Annotated in this window: 14 protein-coding genes and 1 riboswitch; of the genes, 8 read left to right on the top strand and 6 right to left on the bottom strand. The window is 63.4% G+C overall.

Annotated features, from left to right (window positions below; all coding sequences use genetic code 11):
- Positions 1-118: 118 nt before the first annotated feature.
- Positions 119-2,827: an ATP-dependent helicase HrpB gene (gene hrpB / locus Q5H92_RS03175; RefSeq protein WP_305010034.1), complete on the bottom strand. Its 2,709-nt coding sequence runs from the start codon at positions 2,825-2,827 to the stop codon at positions 119-121.
- A 100-nt stretch (positions 2,828-2,927) separates the two neighbouring features.
- On the opposite strand from hrpB, the gene Q5H92_RS03170 reads away from it, so the two are divergent.
- Positions 2,928-3,437, top strand: coding sequence for a hypothetical protein (locus Q5H92_RS03170; protein ID WP_305010033.1), 510 nt, complete (start codon positions 2,928-2,930; stop codon positions 3,435-3,437).
- Positions 3,438-3,444: 7 nt separating this feature from the next.
- Here the strand turns inward: Q5H92_RS03170 and Q5H92_RS03165 are convergent, their stop codons facing one another.
- Complete coding sequence (locus Q5H92_RS03165) at positions 3,445-4,233, bottom strand: YqjF family protein (protein WP_305010032.1); 789 nt, start codon at positions 4,231-4,233, stop codon at positions 3,445-3,447.
- A 157-nt stretch (positions 4,234-4,390) separates the two neighbouring features.
- A complete protein-coding gene (locus Q5H92_RS03160) occupies positions 4,391-4,723 on the bottom strand; it encodes a rhodanese-like domain-containing protein (protein ID WP_305010031.1) in 333 nt (110 codons plus the stop codon).
- A gap of 68 nt (positions 4,724-4,791) precedes the next feature.
- On the opposite strand from Q5H92_RS03160, the gene pnuC reads away from it, so the two are divergent.
- From pnuC to Q5H92_RS03145, 3 genes are all read left to right on the top strand, one after another.
- Positions 4,792-5,433: a nicotinamide riboside transporter PnuC gene (pnuC, locus tag Q5H92_RS03155; protein WP_305010030.1), complete on the top strand. Its 642-nt coding sequence runs from the start codon at positions 4,792-4,794 to the stop codon at positions 5,431-5,433.
- A 158-nt stretch (positions 5,434-5,591) separates the two neighbouring features.
- A complete protein-coding gene (locus tag Q5H92_RS03150; protein ID WP_305010029.1) occupies positions 5,592-7,028 on the top strand; it encodes an aldose epimerase family protein in 1,437 nt (478 codons plus the stop codon).
- A 92-nt stretch (positions 7,029-7,120) separates the two neighbouring features.
- Entirely contained in the window at positions 7,121-7,537 is a 417-nt protein-coding gene (locus Q5H92_RS03145; protein WP_305010028.1) for a GNAT family N-acetyltransferase, read from the top strand.
- A gap of 35 nt (positions 7,538-7,572) precedes the next feature.
- On the opposite strand, the gene Q5H92_RS03140 is transcribed toward Q5H92_RS03145, so the two are convergent.
- Positions 7,573-7,797, bottom strand: coding sequence for a hypothetical protein (locus tag Q5H92_RS03140; RefSeq protein WP_305010027.1), 225 nt, complete (start codon positions 7,795-7,797; stop codon positions 7,573-7,575).
- A gap of 161 nt (positions 7,798-7,958) precedes the next feature.
- A riboswitch (TPP riboswitch) is annotated at positions 7,959-8,064 on the top strand.
- A 62-nt stretch (positions 8,065-8,126) separates the two neighbouring features.
- On the opposite strand from Q5H92_RS03140, the gene Q5H92_RS03135 reads away from it, so the two are divergent.
- Entirely contained in the window at positions 8,127-10,610 is a 2,484-nt protein-coding gene (locus tag Q5H92_RS03135; RefSeq protein ID WP_305010026.1) for a TonB-dependent receptor, read from the top strand.
- Positions 10,611-10,789: 179 nt separating this feature from the next.
- Here the strand turns inward: Q5H92_RS03135 and Q5H92_RS03130 are convergent, their stop codons facing one another.
- The gene (locus Q5H92_RS03130; protein WP_305010025.1) at positions 10,790-12,553 is read right to left on the bottom strand and encodes an APC family permease; all 1,764 of its coding nucleotides are present in this window, start codon (positions 12,551-12,553) and stop codon (positions 10,790-10,792) included.
- A 189-nt stretch (positions 12,554-12,742) separates the two neighbouring features.
- Between Q5H92_RS03130 and Q5H92_RS03125 the strand changes: the two genes are divergently transcribed.
- Both Q5H92_RS03125 and Q5H92_RS03120 read left to right on the top strand, forming a co-directional pair.
- On the top strand, positions 12,743-13,978 hold the full coding sequence (locus tag Q5H92_RS03125; RefSeq protein WP_305010024.1) for an acyl-CoA dehydrogenase family protein: 1,236 nt from the start codon (positions 12,743-12,745) through the stop codon (positions 13,976-13,978).
- A 68-nt stretch (positions 13,979-14,046) separates the two neighbouring features.
- Positions 14,047-14,691 carry a hypothetical protein gene (locus Q5H92_RS03120; RefSeq protein WP_305010023.1) on the top strand — a complete coding sequence of 215 codons (645 nt, stop codon included), beginning with the start codon at positions 14,047-14,049 and terminating at the stop codon, positions 14,689-14,691.
- Positions 14,692-14,724: 33 nt separating this feature from the next.
- On the opposite strand, the gene Q5H92_RS03115 is transcribed toward Q5H92_RS03120, so the two are convergent.
- Positions 14,725-15,093 carry a DUF4177 domain-containing protein gene (locus Q5H92_RS03115; RefSeq protein WP_305010022.1) on the bottom strand — a complete coding sequence of 123 codons (369 nt, stop codon included), beginning with the start codon at positions 15,091-15,093 and terminating at the stop codon, positions 14,725-14,727.
- A 120-nt stretch (positions 15,094-15,213) separates the two neighbouring features.
- Between Q5H92_RS03115 and Q5H92_RS03110 the strand changes: the two genes are divergently transcribed.
- A complete protein-coding gene (locus tag Q5H92_RS03110) occupies positions 15,214-15,561 on the top strand; it encodes an HIRAN domain-containing protein (RefSeq protein WP_201977355.1) in 348 nt (115 codons plus the stop codon).
- The last annotated feature ends 140 nt before the right edge of the window (positions 15,562-15,701 follow it).

The raw sequence follows: 15,701 nt of genomic DNA, 5'->3' as shown, positions 1-15,701 counted from the left end.
GTGCCGAAGTAATCAAAACCGATTCAACGATTGAGTTACTACCACACGCGAGATGTCTCGGCTGCGCTCGACATGACGTTCTGTTTTTCACCATTCCACCGCTCCACAACCCCACCATTTACTGCCCCAGTCGCCTCTTGGTGAGCTTGGTCGGAATGTGTTCCATCGGCTTATCCGGCCAAGGATGGCGGGGGTAGCGCCCTTTCAAATCCTTGCGCACCTCAAAATAGCCTTTCTCCCAAAAGCTCCGCAGGTCGCGCGTCACTTGCGCTGGCCGCCCGCCGGGTGACAGCAGATGCAGCAGCAGCGGCACCCTGCCGGCGGCCACGGTAGGCGTTTCGGTCAGGCCAAATAGCTCCTGGAGCTTCACGGCCAGTACTGGCGCGGCGGGGTCGCTATAATCGAGGGTGATGTGCGAGCCGCTGGGCACTTCGAGCGCGGCAGGGGCGAGGCGGTCGAGCTCCTGGCGCTGGGCCCAGCCGCCGGGCAGGCGGGCCAGCAGCAGCTCGTAGAGGTCGAGGCGCTGCACTTGGTCGAGGGTTTTGAGGCCGGTGAGGTGTGGGCCCAGCCAGTCGGCCAGTTCCTGCGTCAGCGTGGCATCGTCAAAAGCCGGCCACGTTGTAGTTGTCAGTTGTTCGTTGTCAGTTGTTAGGTTGGTTCCAAGAGCCGGGAAGTGCTGCCGCAGAAACTCCAGCCGCTGCTGCAGCTGGCGGGCGGCGGGCGTCCAGTTCAGCTTGCTCACGCCGGCTTCCTGCAAATAATTGAGCAGGGCCCGCGCCACTAGCGCCGCATCGGGCTGGCCGATGACTTTTTCATCGAGCAGCAACGCCCCCAGGCGGCGCACGCGGCGGCCGGTCACGCGCTGGGTGGCGGCGTCGTAGCGCACTTCATCGGTGGTCGTAATCTGGTCGGCGAAGGCCAGCTCCAGCTCATCCTGCCCCAGCGGCGCGGCCAGCGTGGCGCGCGGCGCCGAGGCCGTGCCCGCCAAGTGCGCCACGGCGAAAAAAGTGGCTTGCGGGTCTACATCGGTCGTGTTCAAACCTACGCGCTGGCCCGTCACGAGGCGCAGGCGGTCGTGGGTTTCGCGTTGGGCCAGCCGGTCGGGATAGGCCAAGGCGGTGAGCAGGCCCACGGGTGGTTGAGCGGCTTGGTGGGTTGGTGGGTTGGCGGATTTGCCCAGGCGGCCGGTGAGGTTGCGGGCCACGTCGCGCACGCGCTGCAAGGTGGCGTGGTGCAGGGCCAGGCCCGGCAGCGGCGGCCGGCCGCTGGCCAGCGCTTCGAGGCGCAAGCGCAGGTCGGGCGGAGCGGGGCGGGTGTCGGTGGGGGCAGCCCAGCGCAGTAAGTCCCGCTCGGCCAGCAGTGCCGCCAACGAAGCCGCCGCCGCACTGTGGCCGAGCTCCTGCCCGCGCACCACTAGGTGCCCCAGGCGCGGCGGCAAACCCAGCGCCGCCAGCTGACGGCCGTGGGGCGTAGGTTTTAGGGCAGGAGGGTATGGGGGTAGGAGGGCAGGAGTTGCGATGGGAGAATCAGATGGTATCAACCCTTGCCCTCTTACCCCCTTACCCTCATGCCCTACCACCGCGCCCAATCGAATCAATAATTCCCGCGCCTGCCCATAAGCAGCGGCGGGCGGCACATCCAGCCAGCGCAGGCTGGTGGGCTCGGCGGCACCCCAGAGGGCCAGCTCCAAGGCCAGGCTGCTGAGGTCGGCGGTTTGGATTTCGGGGGGGCGGTGGGCGGGCAGGTTGTGGTGCTCGGCTTCGGTCCAGAGGCGGTAGCAGGTGCCGGGCGCGAGGCGGCCGGCGCGGCCCCGGCGCTGGTCGGCGGCGGCGCGGGCCACGGGCACGGTTTCGAGGGTGGTGAAGCCGGTGCGCGGCACGAAGCGCGGCACCCGCGCAAAGCCGCCGTCAATCACCACCCGCACGCCCTCAATGGTGAGGCTGGTTTCGGCAATGCTGGTGGCCAGAATGACCTTGCGGCGGCCCGCCTTCGAGGGGCGCAACGCGGCGTCTTGGGTTTCGAGCGGCAGCTCGCCGTGCAGCAGGTGCAGGTCGATGTTATCTGGCAATGATTCGAGCTTGCGGGCGCTGCGCTGCAAATCGCCCACGCCGGGCAGAAAAACCAGGATATCGCCCTCAGCATGCGTGTTTAGCGCAGCGCGCACCTGGGCTGGCACCAGCTCGGCTAGCCGCTCATTGGGCTTGCTGGGCAGGCTCGACGCGCGGCGCGGGTCGAGGTAATGCGTGTCAATCGGAAACAAAAAACCTGCCGACGATACCACCGGCGCCGGCAGCCATTGCCCCAGACGCTGGGCTTCCAGCGTGGCGCTCATTATGAGAATGCGCAGCTCGGGCCGCAGCACCGCCTGCGCATCTAGCGCTAGGGCCAGGCCCAAATCCGCGTTCAGACTCCGCTCGTGGAATTCGTCAAACACAAGCGCCGCCACGCCTTCTAGCGCTGGGTCGTCCTGAATCATGCGCGTGAGAATGCCCTCGGTGATGACTTCCACGCGGGTTTCCTTGCTCACCTTGCTGTCGAGCCGCACGCGGTAACCGATGGTGCGGCCTACGGGCTCGCCCAGCAGTTGGGCCAGGCGGGCGGCGGCTCCGCGCACAGCCAGCTGGCGTGGCTCCAATACCAAAATTTTATCCTCGGGCGCGCGCCAATCGGCGGCCAAGAGCTCCAGCGGCACCACGGTAGTTTTGCCGGCGCCGGGCGGCGCTTCTAGCACTACGCGGGCGTGGGCGGCCAGGGCGGCCCGCAGCTCGGGCAGCGCCGCGATGATGGGCAGGTCGGGAAGCGGCGGTAGGGTGAAGGCGTTGGGCATCGGGCCAAAATTACGGCCTGATGCGGGGCGGCCAGGCATTCGGCAAAACGGCGCTAAGTTTGGCGTGTCACCGTATGATTTTCAGTTCGTCACGCTCTTTATGTCCACCACATCACTGCCTGCCACCGCTGACGCCTTGGCCTACCTGCCCGCCATGCGGCATTTCCTGGCCGAAATCGGCATCCCAACCCAAGAAACGGAGTTGACTGCCGACACCTTCCTGCCGGGCATTCTCATCGAAGGGGGCGGCCTGCTGATTGACCCCGCCAAGCTGCTCTATCCCGGCGACATCCTGCACGAGGCCGGCCACCTGGCCGTGACGCCCACCGCCGAGCGCGCCCAGCTGGCAGGCAACGTGATGGCCGGCAAGCCCGAGCAGCACGGCACCGATGGCGACGAAATTGTGGCCATGCTGTGGTCGTACGCGGCCGCACAGGCCATTGGAGTGCCGCCCGAAATCGTGTTTCACCCCGCTGGCTACCGCGGCAGCAGCCAGTGGATTCTAGATAACTTCCGCCATGGCATCTACTCCGGCCTGCCCCTGCTGGTCTGGATGGGCCTGACCACCAACGAAGAATTTCCTCGCATGACGCGCTGGCTGCGCGAATAAACCCTGGCTATACCCGCTGCATGGGCCACAGCTCCACGCTCACCGGGCCGCCCGCGTGCAGCAGCGGCGCGCCGGCCGGCGTGGGCAGGCCGTGGCTTTCTATTAGGGTTGATTCGTAGTGCAGCACCTGCGCCGAACTCAGCGGCCAGGGCTGGTGGGCCACCCGGCCCCGGTAGAGCTTGGTTTGAGCCTTGTTGCTGGCATAGAGGGCGTAGCGCTCGGTGAGAAAAAACGCCAGCGAGCCGGGCTCGGCGGGCGGCAGGGGCGCGCCGATTTTCCAGGTGGCGCGGAACTGCGCGGCCGGCGCCCCGCCGTGCGTGCGCCGGGCTGTGAACTGCCGCAGCTGCGCGCCCGGGCTTTCCATGTGCATAGTGGCCCGCAGGTAGGGCAAGTGGAAAAAGGTGCGCGCCACCCACACCGCCAGCGGACTGGTGGCATCGAGCGAGAAAAACCATACGCCGGGCACGCCGTCGAGGTGCACGTAGGTGCGTACATTCAGTTCCAGAAACTCATCGGTGCCGCGCACCGGCGGGCTCACCCGCGTCCGCACCTTGGCCATCTGAAACGGCACCACGGCCAGCCAGGCCATGCCGTCGTGCGTGTCGATGCGCAGGCGCGGCGGCAGGTGGGGCTGTAGCAGCTCAGCCGGCACCGGCCAGTGCATAAACAGCAGGTCGCGCCACTCCTGCCGGAGCAGGGGCGTGCCCATCGGCCGCTCGCGCAGAGCCAGCCGGTCGGCCAGCGTGGGGGCGTTGGGGTCGGCTGGCGCGGGCGGGGCAAATGCGAAATCAGGCATGGGTAGAAGCAAGGTGTGCCCCTACAACGGATTTTGGCCCCAAACGATTGGGAAAACGGAAGTTGATTGAATGCTGTGCTGTAGTAGAACTGCTGAAAAAGTCGTCATGTCTCGGCAAGCTCGACATGACGACTTTTAAAACACAGCTTTAACAAACTCAGTACGTTGGAAAAGCCGCATCCACCTGCTCGGCCCAGGCGGCCACTCCGCCGCGCAGGTTCAGCACGTTGGTGCGGCCCAGGCGGTGGCGCAGGTAGCCGGCCGCCTGGCCGGAACGCACGCCGTGGTGGCAAATAACTACCACGGGGCCTTCCGTGCGGATTTCGTCGGTGCGGCGCGTCAGCTCGCCTAGCGGCAATAGCTGGCTGCCGGGCAGGTGGCAGTAGTCAAATTCTTCGGGTTCGCGCACGTCAATGAGCTGCAGGTCGTGGCCGGCTTGCAGGCGGCGGTGCAGTTCTGCGGGGCTGATTTCGAGGGAGGCGCTTTCCATTAGTAGAGTGTCTTGAAGGCGCAAAAGTAGGGGCGGGGCTACCTTGCGGCTCCGCTTTTCCTGTTGCCGTGGCTGCCTTGTACCTCTTCGACTTCCTGACCGCCGTCGCGGCTGCCATCAAATCGTCCAGCCCGCTGGAAGTGGCCGGCGTGCTCACCGGCGCGGCCTGCGTGTGGCTGGCGGCTCGCAATTCCATCTGGAATTTTCCCGTCGGCATTCTCAACGGCGCGCTCTATACCGTTGTGTTTTGGCGGAGCAACCTCTATTCCGATACGGGTTTGCAGCTGGCTTTCATCGCCTTACTGGTATACGGCTGGGTGAAATGGCTGCGCGGCACCGCCGCTGCCGACGCCGCTCCGCTGCCCATCACGCACACGCCCCGGCGGGTGGCGGCCTGGCTCATAGGGGCAGGCCTGCTGTACGCGCTGGGCATGGGCTATTTTCTTTCAACCCGGCCCACTGCCGCGCTGCCGTATTGGGACAGCACAACCACGGCCATCAGCTTGGCGGCGCAGCTGCTCCTTTCGCGCCGCCATATCGAAAACTGGCTGCTTTGGATTGGCGTCGATGTGGCCTACGTGGGCATGTATTGGCACCGCCACCTCTATCTCACCAGCGGCCTTTATGCCGTGTTTCTGGGGCTGGCAGCTTACGGCTACTGGCAATGGCGGCGCGAGCTGGCCGCGCCGGCCCAGGCGGTCACGCACTAATATTTAGGCGATTAAGGCGGTACATGCCTATAAAGTCATGGCGATGTGCAATCTTTGGCTGACTGTGTAGCCCGGAGGCACCCCCGTTAGTCCACCCCCTAACGTCTCTGCGCGGCTGCCCTAGCCCCTTTCCACCCCCGTTTTCTGCCACCCCTCCTTTGCTACGCATTTCCCTGACCGGCCCCGAATCTACGGGCAAAACGACGTTGGCTGCCCAGCTGGCGACGCACTACGGCACGTCCTTCGCCCCCGAGTACGCCCGCGAATACCTGGCCGAATCCGGCCCGCGCTACACGCTCGAAGACCTCGAAGAAATTGCCCGCGGCCAGCTGCAGGCCGAGGCCACGGCCGAAGCCAGCGCGCGCGACATCGTGTTCAGCGACACCGACTTGCTGGTGATTAAAATCTGGGCCGAGCACTCCTTCGGCATCTGCCCGGAGTGGATACTGCACCGCATCGACCAGCAGCAATACGACCTGGTGCTGCTCATGGGCGTGGACCTGCCCTGGCAGCCCGACCCGCTGCGCGAGCACCCGCACCTGCGCCAGCAGTTCTACGACCTCTACCTGCGCGAATTGCGGGAACGGATGTCCAACTTTGCCGAAATTTCCGGCGATGCCGACCGCCGCTTTGCCCAGGCCTGTTTTCTGGTCGATGAGCTGTTGCAAAGCGCCAGGCCGGCCGCCCTTTTGGAAGAACCCACCATGCCCAACACCTCCACCCCCTACACCCTGCAAAACCCGACCTGCCGGGCCACCTTCGCGGCACACGGCGCCGAGCTCACCAGCCTCGTCACGCTTGCCGACAACCTCGAATACGTGTGGCCCGGCGACCCGGCGGTGTGGGCCCGGCACGCGCCGGTGCTCTTCCCGCTGGTGGGCCGCCTGCCCAATGACGTGTACCACTACGAGGGCCGCGACTACAAGCTGCCACAGCACGGCTTCGCCCGCGACCAGGAGTTTGCCGTGCTGCGCCACGATGCCACGGAGCTGGCGTTCCGCCTGCAACACGATGAAACGACCCAAACCATTTTCCCCTTCGCCTTCGAGCTGACCATTACCTACACCCTGCGCGGCACGCAGCTCACCGTGCGCTGGGACGTGCGCAACCCCGCCGCTGACCAGCCGCTGCTCTTCAGCATTGGCGGACATCCGGCCGTGCGCTGCCCCCTGCTGCCGGATGAAAAATTCGAGGACTACTATTTCGAGTTCGACCACCCCGTCACGCTGGAGCGCCATCTGCTGCAGGGCGGCCTGCTCACCGGCGCCACCGCCCCCGTGCTCAGCGACGCGCGGGAGCTGCCGCTGAGCTACGAGTTGTTTGCCGATGACGCACTGGTGTTCAAGCACTATGATTTCACCAGCCTCACACTGCGCTCGCGCAAGTCGGCGCATTTCGCGCGCTTCCGCTTCGATGGCTTTCCCTATCTCGGCCTCTGGACCAAAGGCCCCGGCGCCGGCTTCGTGTGCGTTGAGCCCTGGCACGGCATCGCCAGCCCCACCGGCGAGCCCGGCGAGCTGCGCGACAAAGAAGGCATCCTGACGCTGGAGCCGGGCGAGGTGTTCTCGGCCGCCTTCAGCATTGAGGTGGGATAGATTGGTTGTCAGTTGCTTGTTGTCAGTTGTCAGATGTTTAGCAGGGTAGTCAAAAAACTAACAACTGACAACTAACAACTAACAACGAACCAATGTCCGACCCGTTGACTATCCAGCCCATCGCGCCCGAGGCTACCTACGCCCTGCGCCACAAGGTGCTGTGGCCCGACAAGCCGCTGGCCTACGTAATGATTGCCGAAGACGCGGCCGGCCACCATTTCGGCGCTTTCCAGAACGGCGAGCTTGTGGCCGTCATCTCCCTGTTTGTGACGGGCGCGGAAGCCCGGTTCCGCAAGATTGCCGCCCGGCCCGACTGCCAGCGGCAGGGCATTGGCAGCCAGTTGCTGCGCCACGTTTTTGAAGAAGCCCAGCGGCTGGGTGCCACCCGCATCTGGTGCGACGCGCGGCAGGACAGCGCGGCTTTCTATGCCCGGTTTGGGATGCAGCCCGAGGGTGAAATATTCTACAAAGGGCCCGTGGCCTACGTGCGCATGGCGTGCGCGCTGTAGACCACGGGCCCTTCGAAATTAACTAAAATGAAGCCTCAGACGCCGATGCGGCGGCGGTTGTATTCGGGTTCCCAGTCGTTGATGGGGCGCGAAATGCCGGGCGGCAGGTCCAGGTCGGGCAGGCCGGGGTCGTGGGGTTCGCCGCCGTCGTCGTCGCCATCGGAGGGCGGGGGCGGGGGCAGCACGCGCCGACGGCCCGGCATGGCCAGCACAAACAGGAAGAAGGCGCAGAAAGCAACGGCGTAGACGAGGCTGAACATGGCGAAGGCAGCTAAAACGGTGCGGAAACCTGAAACGCAGGTTCCGGGCGCGGCGTTGCGCCGCCCGACGTCCCTAAATTAACTGACGGTCAGCAAACGTGTACGCTTCGGGCCCGGGAATAATAAAAAAATGATGCCCGGCGCCCAGGGTGCTACCTTTGCGGCATGTTTAGGGGTGCTGGTGTCGTGTGCGACATTGGCTGAGATGATACCCATCGAACCTGAACCGGGTAATGCCGGCGCAGGGAACAAACAATCCGCGGACGTTTCCGCTGCCGCTCCGACCCCTGGGGCGACGGCGCGTTCCATTTTTTTACGCCAAAATCTTTTTGAAAACTGTACTTCTCGCGGTAGCCGCCTTCTTTGGGCTGGCCGCCGCGCCGGCATGGGCGCAAGGCCCCGTGTCCGGCACCATCACCGATGCCCGCACGGGGGAGGCGCTGCCCGGCGCCACCATTTTGCTCGACGGCGCCGCCAGCGGCACCACCGATGCCACCGGCACCTTCAATATTTCGACCGTGCCGGCCGGCGCGCACGAAATCCGCATCACGTTTTTGGGTTATGACGCGCTGGTGCGCCCGCTGCAGGGGCAGGCAGCCGAGCAACGGCTGAGCGCGAAGCTTACGCCCGCCACCTTGTTCACCGGCGAGGCTCTCGTGACGGCCAGCCGCGCCAACGACCGCACGGCCATGGCCTACACCAACCTCGGCAAGGAGGATTTGGCCAAGCGCAACTTCGGCCAGGACCTGCCTTATCTGCTCGACCAGACGCCTTCGGTGGTGGTGAATTCCGATGCCGGGGCGGGCGTGGGCTACACCGATATCCGGATTCGGGGCACGAGCAACACGGGCATCAACATGACCATCAACGGAGTGCCGCTGAACGACCCAGAATCGCGCGGCTCGTTTCTGGTGAATTTGCCGGATTTGGCGTCGTCCATCAACAGCCTGCAGGTGCAGCGCGGCGTGGGCACCAGCCAGAACGGCGGCGCGGCCTTCGGGGCCAGCATCAACATCAGTACGCTCGATAACCGCCGCGAGGCCTACGCCGAAACCCAGAACACCTACGGCTCCTTCCGGACCTGGAAAAACAACGTGTCGTTCGGCACGGGGCTTATCAACGGCCATTTCACGGTGGACGGCCGCCTCTCGCGCATCCGCACCGATGGCTACATGAACCGGGCAGCGTCGGATTTGAAGTCATACTATTTCGCCGCCGGCTACCAAGTCAAGAACACGCTGCTGAAATTCATCACCTTCTCGGGCCGCGAAAAAACCTACCAGGCCTGGAACGGCGTGCCCGAGCCGGCCCTCACCGGCGACCGCGCCCGGCTCCAGACCTTCATCGACAACGGCGAGCTGAGCGCCGCCGACGCGGCCCGCGTGCTGACGGAAGGCCGCCGCTACAGCTATTACACCTACGACAACCAGACCGACAACTACCAGCAGAACCACTACCAGCTGCACCTCTCGCAGGGCCTGGGCCCGAACTGGAATCTAGGCGCGGCGCTGCACCTCACCCGCGGCTTCGGCTACTACGAGAGCTACCGCACGCGCCGCAAGTTTGTGGACTACGGCCTGGCCAACGTGATGATTGGCAACCAGACCATTACCCGCACCAACCTCATCGACCAGAAATGGCTCGATAACTACTTCTACGGCGGCACCTTTGCCCTCAACTACCAGCCGCGCGCCGGCAAGCTGCAAGCCACGCTGGGCGGCGCCTGGAACCAGTTCGACAACGACCACTACGGCGAAATTATCTGGGCGCAGTACGCGGCCAACCTCCAGCCGCGCCAGCGCTACTACTTCAACAACGCCACCAAGACGGACTACAACGCCTACGCCCGCGCCACCTGGCAGGTGCTGGACAAGCTGGGCGTGTACGCCGACGTGCAGGTGCGCCACATCAACTACCGCATCGATGGCCTGGAGGACGACCAGAACGACGTGACCACCCGCGCCAGCTACACCTTCTTCAACCCCAAGGCCGGAGCCACGTTGGAGCTGAGCCCCGGCCAGCAGCTCTACGCCAGCTTCGCGGTGGGCCAGCGCGAGCCCGTGCGCGCCGACTTCACCGACCGGCCCGCCGGCGACCAGACCGCCAAAGCCGAGCGGCTGGAGGACTGGGAAGGCGGCTACCGCTTCAGCCGAACGGGCCTGACCAGCCTGGGCCCCATCACCGCGCTGCGCCTGGAGGCCAACGGCTTCTACATGAACTACCACAACCAGCTGGTGGCCACCGGCCAGCTCAACGACGTGGGCGCGGCCCTGCGCACCAACGTGGCCCGCAGCTACCGGCGCGGCGCGGAGCTGACGGCCTTCGCGTCGGCCAACGACAAAATCAGCCTCAGCAGCACGCTCACGCTGAGCCAGAACCGCATCCGGGATTACCAGGACGTGGTGTATGATGCCAACTACGCGCCCGTGGTGGCGGCCCCGCGCACGTCCACCATTTCCTACTCGCCCGCCGTGGTGTCGGCGCACACGCTGGAAGGCCAGCCGCTGAAAGGCCTGCGCCTGGCGCTACTGCTCAAAACCGTGAGCCGCCAGTACCTCGACAACTCCCAGAACGAAGCCCGCAGCATCCGGCCCTACGAAACCCTGGATTTCCGCCTGCGCTACGCCCTGCACCCGTCTTTCATGAAGGAAATCGAGCTGGGCCTGCTCGTGAACAACGTGCTCAACCGCGAGTACGTGGCCAACGGCTACACCTACAGCTACGTGGGCGCCAGCGGCAGCCAGGAAACCTTCAACTGGTTTTTCCCGCAGGCCACGCGCAATTATCTGGCCTCGGTGGGGCTGAAATTCTGACCACGGATTCGCTCGAATTTTTCGGATTGCACGGATTTTGTGGATGATTAACTTTAAAACAACAGCAAAAAAGGCCATCCCCACGGATGGCCTTTTTTGTTTGATTTACTAAATGATTATCGAATTGCAGCGCCGTCCATAAAATCCGTGCAATCCGAAAAATCCGAGCGAATCCGTGGTCAGATAATCAGCCGCACGCCGCCCAGCTCCGACACCTGGTAGGGAAACCGGTCGCCGGGCGAGCCGATGAACATGAAGTTTTTGGGGATGTTCCACTTCGCCGACAGCTCCTCAATCAGGTCCGGGCCGAAGTGGCCTTCCATCGTCACCAGCTCCACCTCAATCTGCTCGTAAGCCCGGTCCAGCACCCGAATATCGTTGAGCAGCTCCTCGGGGTATTTCTCGCCGTCTTTGAGTAAAGTGACGATTTTCAGGCGGTTGGTGAACTCGTTTTCCACCACGTAGGTCATCACCTTATTGAGGTTGGCCACGTTGTCGCCCTTCGTGAAAAACACGAACTCTTGCTGGGCCAGCTCCCGCAGTTGCCGCCGCACCTTGAGGCGCGCCAGCCGCGACACCCGCGGCAGGTGCCGCGCCAGCGAATCGACGGCCGACAAGGCTAGGTTCAGAATGGCCGTCCGGTTGAGCATAATGCTCACGATGGCCATGGCCGGCAGGAAATATTCGAGGAACACAATCAGGTATTCGGGGTGAATCTGCACGTTGCCAAACAGGGCTATCAGCACGCCCAGCATGGCCAGCGTCACCGTGAGCACGCCCGCGTACACTGGGCGCGGCAAGTTGGGCCGCTTGCCTTTGAGCAGGAAATTGCCGAGGGCAAAAAAGGCCATTACCGACAAAAACGAGATGGTATAGACGCCCGCCAGCGGCCCCAGTTGCCCGTTGGTGATAAGCAGTACCGACACGCACAGACCAAAAAAGGTAGTGAGAATGAAGTAGTTGCTGCCCCGCTTATTCTCACGCAGGAAAAACTGCGGCAGAATGCGGTCCAGCGTCATGCGCTTCATCAGCCCGCTCACGCCCACGAAGGAGGTGAGCACAGCCCCGCTGAGCACGGCCACCGCGTTGATGGAAATAACGGTGCCCAGCCACGGCCCGCCCGTGACCGTGCCCAGGTGCGAGAGCAGCGTTTCGGTGTGCTGGCCCACTTCCACCAGCGGCAGCACGGCCACGGCCAGAAACGCAATGAGCGGATTAAACACCGTGACCACCACCCACATGTTGCGCAGCGTTTTCTGGAACACGCCCCGGGCCTGCTCCTCCACGAAGTTGGCCGAGCTTTCAAACCCCGAAATGCCCAGCATGGCCGCGCTGAACCCGAAAAACAGCGCGTTCAGGATGCTGCCGCCCTTCACGGGCAGCGCAAAGTTGAGCGAGAGGTTGTGCAGGCCGTGGGTAGCCAGGTACCAGCCCGCCACGCCCACCAGCAGCGTGAGCGAAGCCAAGTGGACGATGAAAATAACCACCGCCACGATGGCCGACTCCGACATGCCCAAAATGGTGAGCGCCAGAAACAGCGCCAACAGCCCCATGGTGGCCCCGATGATGGGCAGCCCGTGCCACAGCGTGTGCAAATAATGCATGGCCTCGTTGGCCGAAAGCACCGCCGTGGCCATGTACGACAGGATGGTGAGGCAGGCCGCCAGCGCGGCGTTGCGCTTGCTGGTGGTGTTCAGCAGCACGTTGTAGGCGCCGCCATTCAGGGGCAGGGCGCCCACCACTTCGCCGTAGATTTTGCGGAACAGAAACAGCACCGCGCCCACCACCAGCAGGGCCAGCCAGGCATATTGCCCGGCGTAGGAAATAGCCAGCGCCGACACGTAGAGGCACGACGAGGAAATGTCGTTTCCGCAAATGGCGGTGGCTTCCAGCTCGTTGAGCTTGGGGGCGTGGTGGGTGGGAGGCCCGGCGGGGGTGGACATGAGGGTAAGATGAATTTTTGGCAAGCATACGGCTTTATGCGCCAAATGGAGAGGCCGCCCCCGCCAGACTATTGAAATTGAGCAGGCAAGCGGCTGATTGTTGGGCCGCGGCTGCAACCACGCCTGCGCCCCGGCTGTTACCTTTGCGCCCACACTCCCACCCAATCATTCCCCTTAAACGCCCGCCCCATGTCTTCCGAAGCCGACGTTCTCTCCCCCCAGTCGAAAGCCCACACCGCCCAGAAAGGCAGCACCAACGCCAACGGCTTCACCGATTATTTCGACCTCGACGGCCTGCTGACCGAGGAGCACCTGCTCATCCGCCAGTCCATCCGCGACTTCGTTAAGAAGGAAATCAACCCCAACATCGAAAAGTGGGCCCAGGACGCGCACTTTCCTTCGGAAATCGTGCGCAAGTTTGGCGACGTAGGCGCCTTCGGCCCCACCATTCCGGCCGAGTACGGCGGCGGCGGCCTCGACTACATCAGCTACGGCCTGATTATGCAGGAAATTGAGCGCGGCGACTCCGGCATGCGCTCCACGGCCTCGGTGCAGGGCTCGCTGGTGATGTTCCCCATCTACCAGTACGGTTCCGAAGAGCAGCGCAAGAAGTACCTGCCCAAGCTGGCCTCCGGCGAGTGGCTGGGCTGCTTCGGCCTGACGGAGCCCGACCACGGCTCGAACCCCGGTGGTATGACCACCAACCTCAAGGACATGGGCGACCATTACCTGCTGAACGGCGCCAAGCTCTGGATTTCGAACTCGCCCGAATGCCAGGTGGCCGTGGTATGGGCCAAAAACGAGCAGGGCCGCATCAAAGGCGTCATCGTGGAGCGCGGCATGGAAGGCTTCAGCACCCCCGAAATTCACAACAAGTGGAGCCTGCGCGCCTCCTGCACCGGCGAACTGGTGTTTGAGGACGTGAAAATCCCCAAAGAGAACATCCTGCCCAACGTTGACGGCCTCAAAGGTCCGCTTTCCTGCCTCGATTCGGCCCGCTTCGGCATCGCCTGGGGCGCCATCGGCGCGGCCATCGACTGCTACGAGTCGGCCCTGAAATACTCCCTGCAGCGCGAACAGTTCGGCAAGCCCATCGCCAGCTTCCAGCTCCAGCAGAAGAAGCTGGCCGAGATGATTACCGAAATCACCAAAGCCCAGCTCATGGCCTGGCGCCTGGGCGTGCTCAAAAACGAAGGTAAAGCCACCAGCGCCCAGATTTCGATGGCCAAGCGCAACTCCGTGGACATGGCCCTGCACGTGGCCCGCGAGGCGCGCCAGATTCACGGCGGCATGGGCATCACCGGCGAGTACCCCATCATGCGCCACATGATGAACTTGGAGTCGGTGATTACCTACGAGGGCACGCACGACATTCACCTGCTCATCACGGGCGCAGATATCACGGGTATTCAGGCGTTTAAATAAAAGCCATTTATCTAGCTACAGAAGGGCCGTTCTATACATAGAGCGGCCTTTTTGCGTTAGACCTGCCGATGAAAAAGGTTATCTGGTTTCTAGTGTGGCTTTTGCCACAGGCAATTCCTAGCCGTGCCCAGTCGGCCGCCGAGAAGCTGAGGTACCAGCTGGCCGAGTCCATCCTCAAGGAGTTTCCGGCCCCATTTGCCTATGCGAAGCGAACTTCCGACGGCAAGTACCACCGGCAGCCCCCGATGGCCACCGATACCCCCACCGTGCGGCTCCTGTTGCTGGACCGTCCGTATTCCACCGATGCCGACTACGAAATCGTGCTGGCCGGCGAGGGAACCCCGGCGCAGGCCCAGGCCCGGAAGTATTTTTCCACAGCCGATATCGCCTATATGCGTCAGCAGCTGCCTGCCAGCAAGCGTTTTAAATTCGAGCAAGCCAGAATCCGTGAGCCCGGCGTCCGGGTCATTTCGCTTGATACCTTAATGGCCATGAACAAAAGGCTGGGCTGGCGAGCCCGTATTCTGGCCCGCGATTCCCTGTTCCAGCGGTTCGGCAGCGACCGGACTTTCGCCATCGGCGGAATTTTATTTTCGAAGAACCACCAACGGGCCTTGGTAAACGTGGGCGGCGAAGGGTGGGAAGCCTGCGTCTACACCAAAGTGGGAACAGGCTGGCGGAGGGAGGCCACCTTGATTATGGTTGAGTATTGACAAGGCGACCGTTTCCGGGCCAAACAAAAAGCTTTAGCGCCGCTCCATCATGTACACCGTTTCGGTGGTGGCACCCACGCCCACGGTGCTCTGGGCCACGCTCACCAGCCGCCAGCCCTGGGTAGCTAGCTTATTTACTTGCAGCAGCTCGGCGTGGTGCAGGGCCACGGCTACGTCGGTGGTGCTACGGTCGGAGCTGGCTTTGACGTTGGTGAGGCGCTGCACTTGTTGCTTGCCGTCGGGCTGAATGGTAACGATTTCGGGCACGTACGACTCATTGCCGGGGCGGCCGCTGCCCACCACCATCAGGTAGCCCGTGGGCACGGGGGCCGTGTTGGGGTAAAAGGCCCAGGAGCCGGCCACGGCCAGCGCTATCGCGACGGAGAGAGCTACTTTTTTCATACAGTTTGCCGGAATGAAATGTGGAATGTGGGCGCAACATACTTAAGCTGTGGGCAAGAAGCTGGCCGTACCAGCACTGGCCGCTATCAAAACCCGTCCTCTGTGCCGTAATTTGGCCCCATGATGAAAATCGTCCCTGCGTCCGAACCCCTCGTGCTGCTCGAATGCCTCGTGGCCGGCACCTCGCACCGCCCCAACCTGGAGAAGTACGAGCCCAAGCTCACGGTGGGCCAGGCCCTGCACCTGAGCCGCGAAGCTGATAACCACTACGACGACTGGGCCGTGCAGGTGCACACCGCCCCCGCCACCGACCCTGCCAACGTGTGGCTTGGCTACCTGCCCGAGGGCCGCAACGAAACCGTGGCCCGGCTGCTCGACGCCGGCAAGCACCTCTCGGCCCGCCTCAACCACAAATCCTGGGAAACCGACTGGCTGCATCTCGACATTGAAGTGCTGCTGCACGAGTAGGCGCGGAGAAAAAGGGGAAAAAGAACGTCATGCAGAGCGGAGCATCTTGCCCGTAGTCGCTAATTAGTTGAAGCATGCGAGATGCTTCGCTCCGCTCTGCATGACGTCCCAGATAATTCTAATGTCGTGGAGCTTTTTTG

The organism is Hymenobacter mellowenesis, assembly GCF_030581005.1.
GTDB lineage: Bacteria > Bacteroidota > Bacteroidia > Cytophagales > Hymenobacteraceae > Hymenobacter > Hymenobacter mellowenesis.
This window is presented reverse-complemented; position numbering and strand designations above follow the sequence as displayed.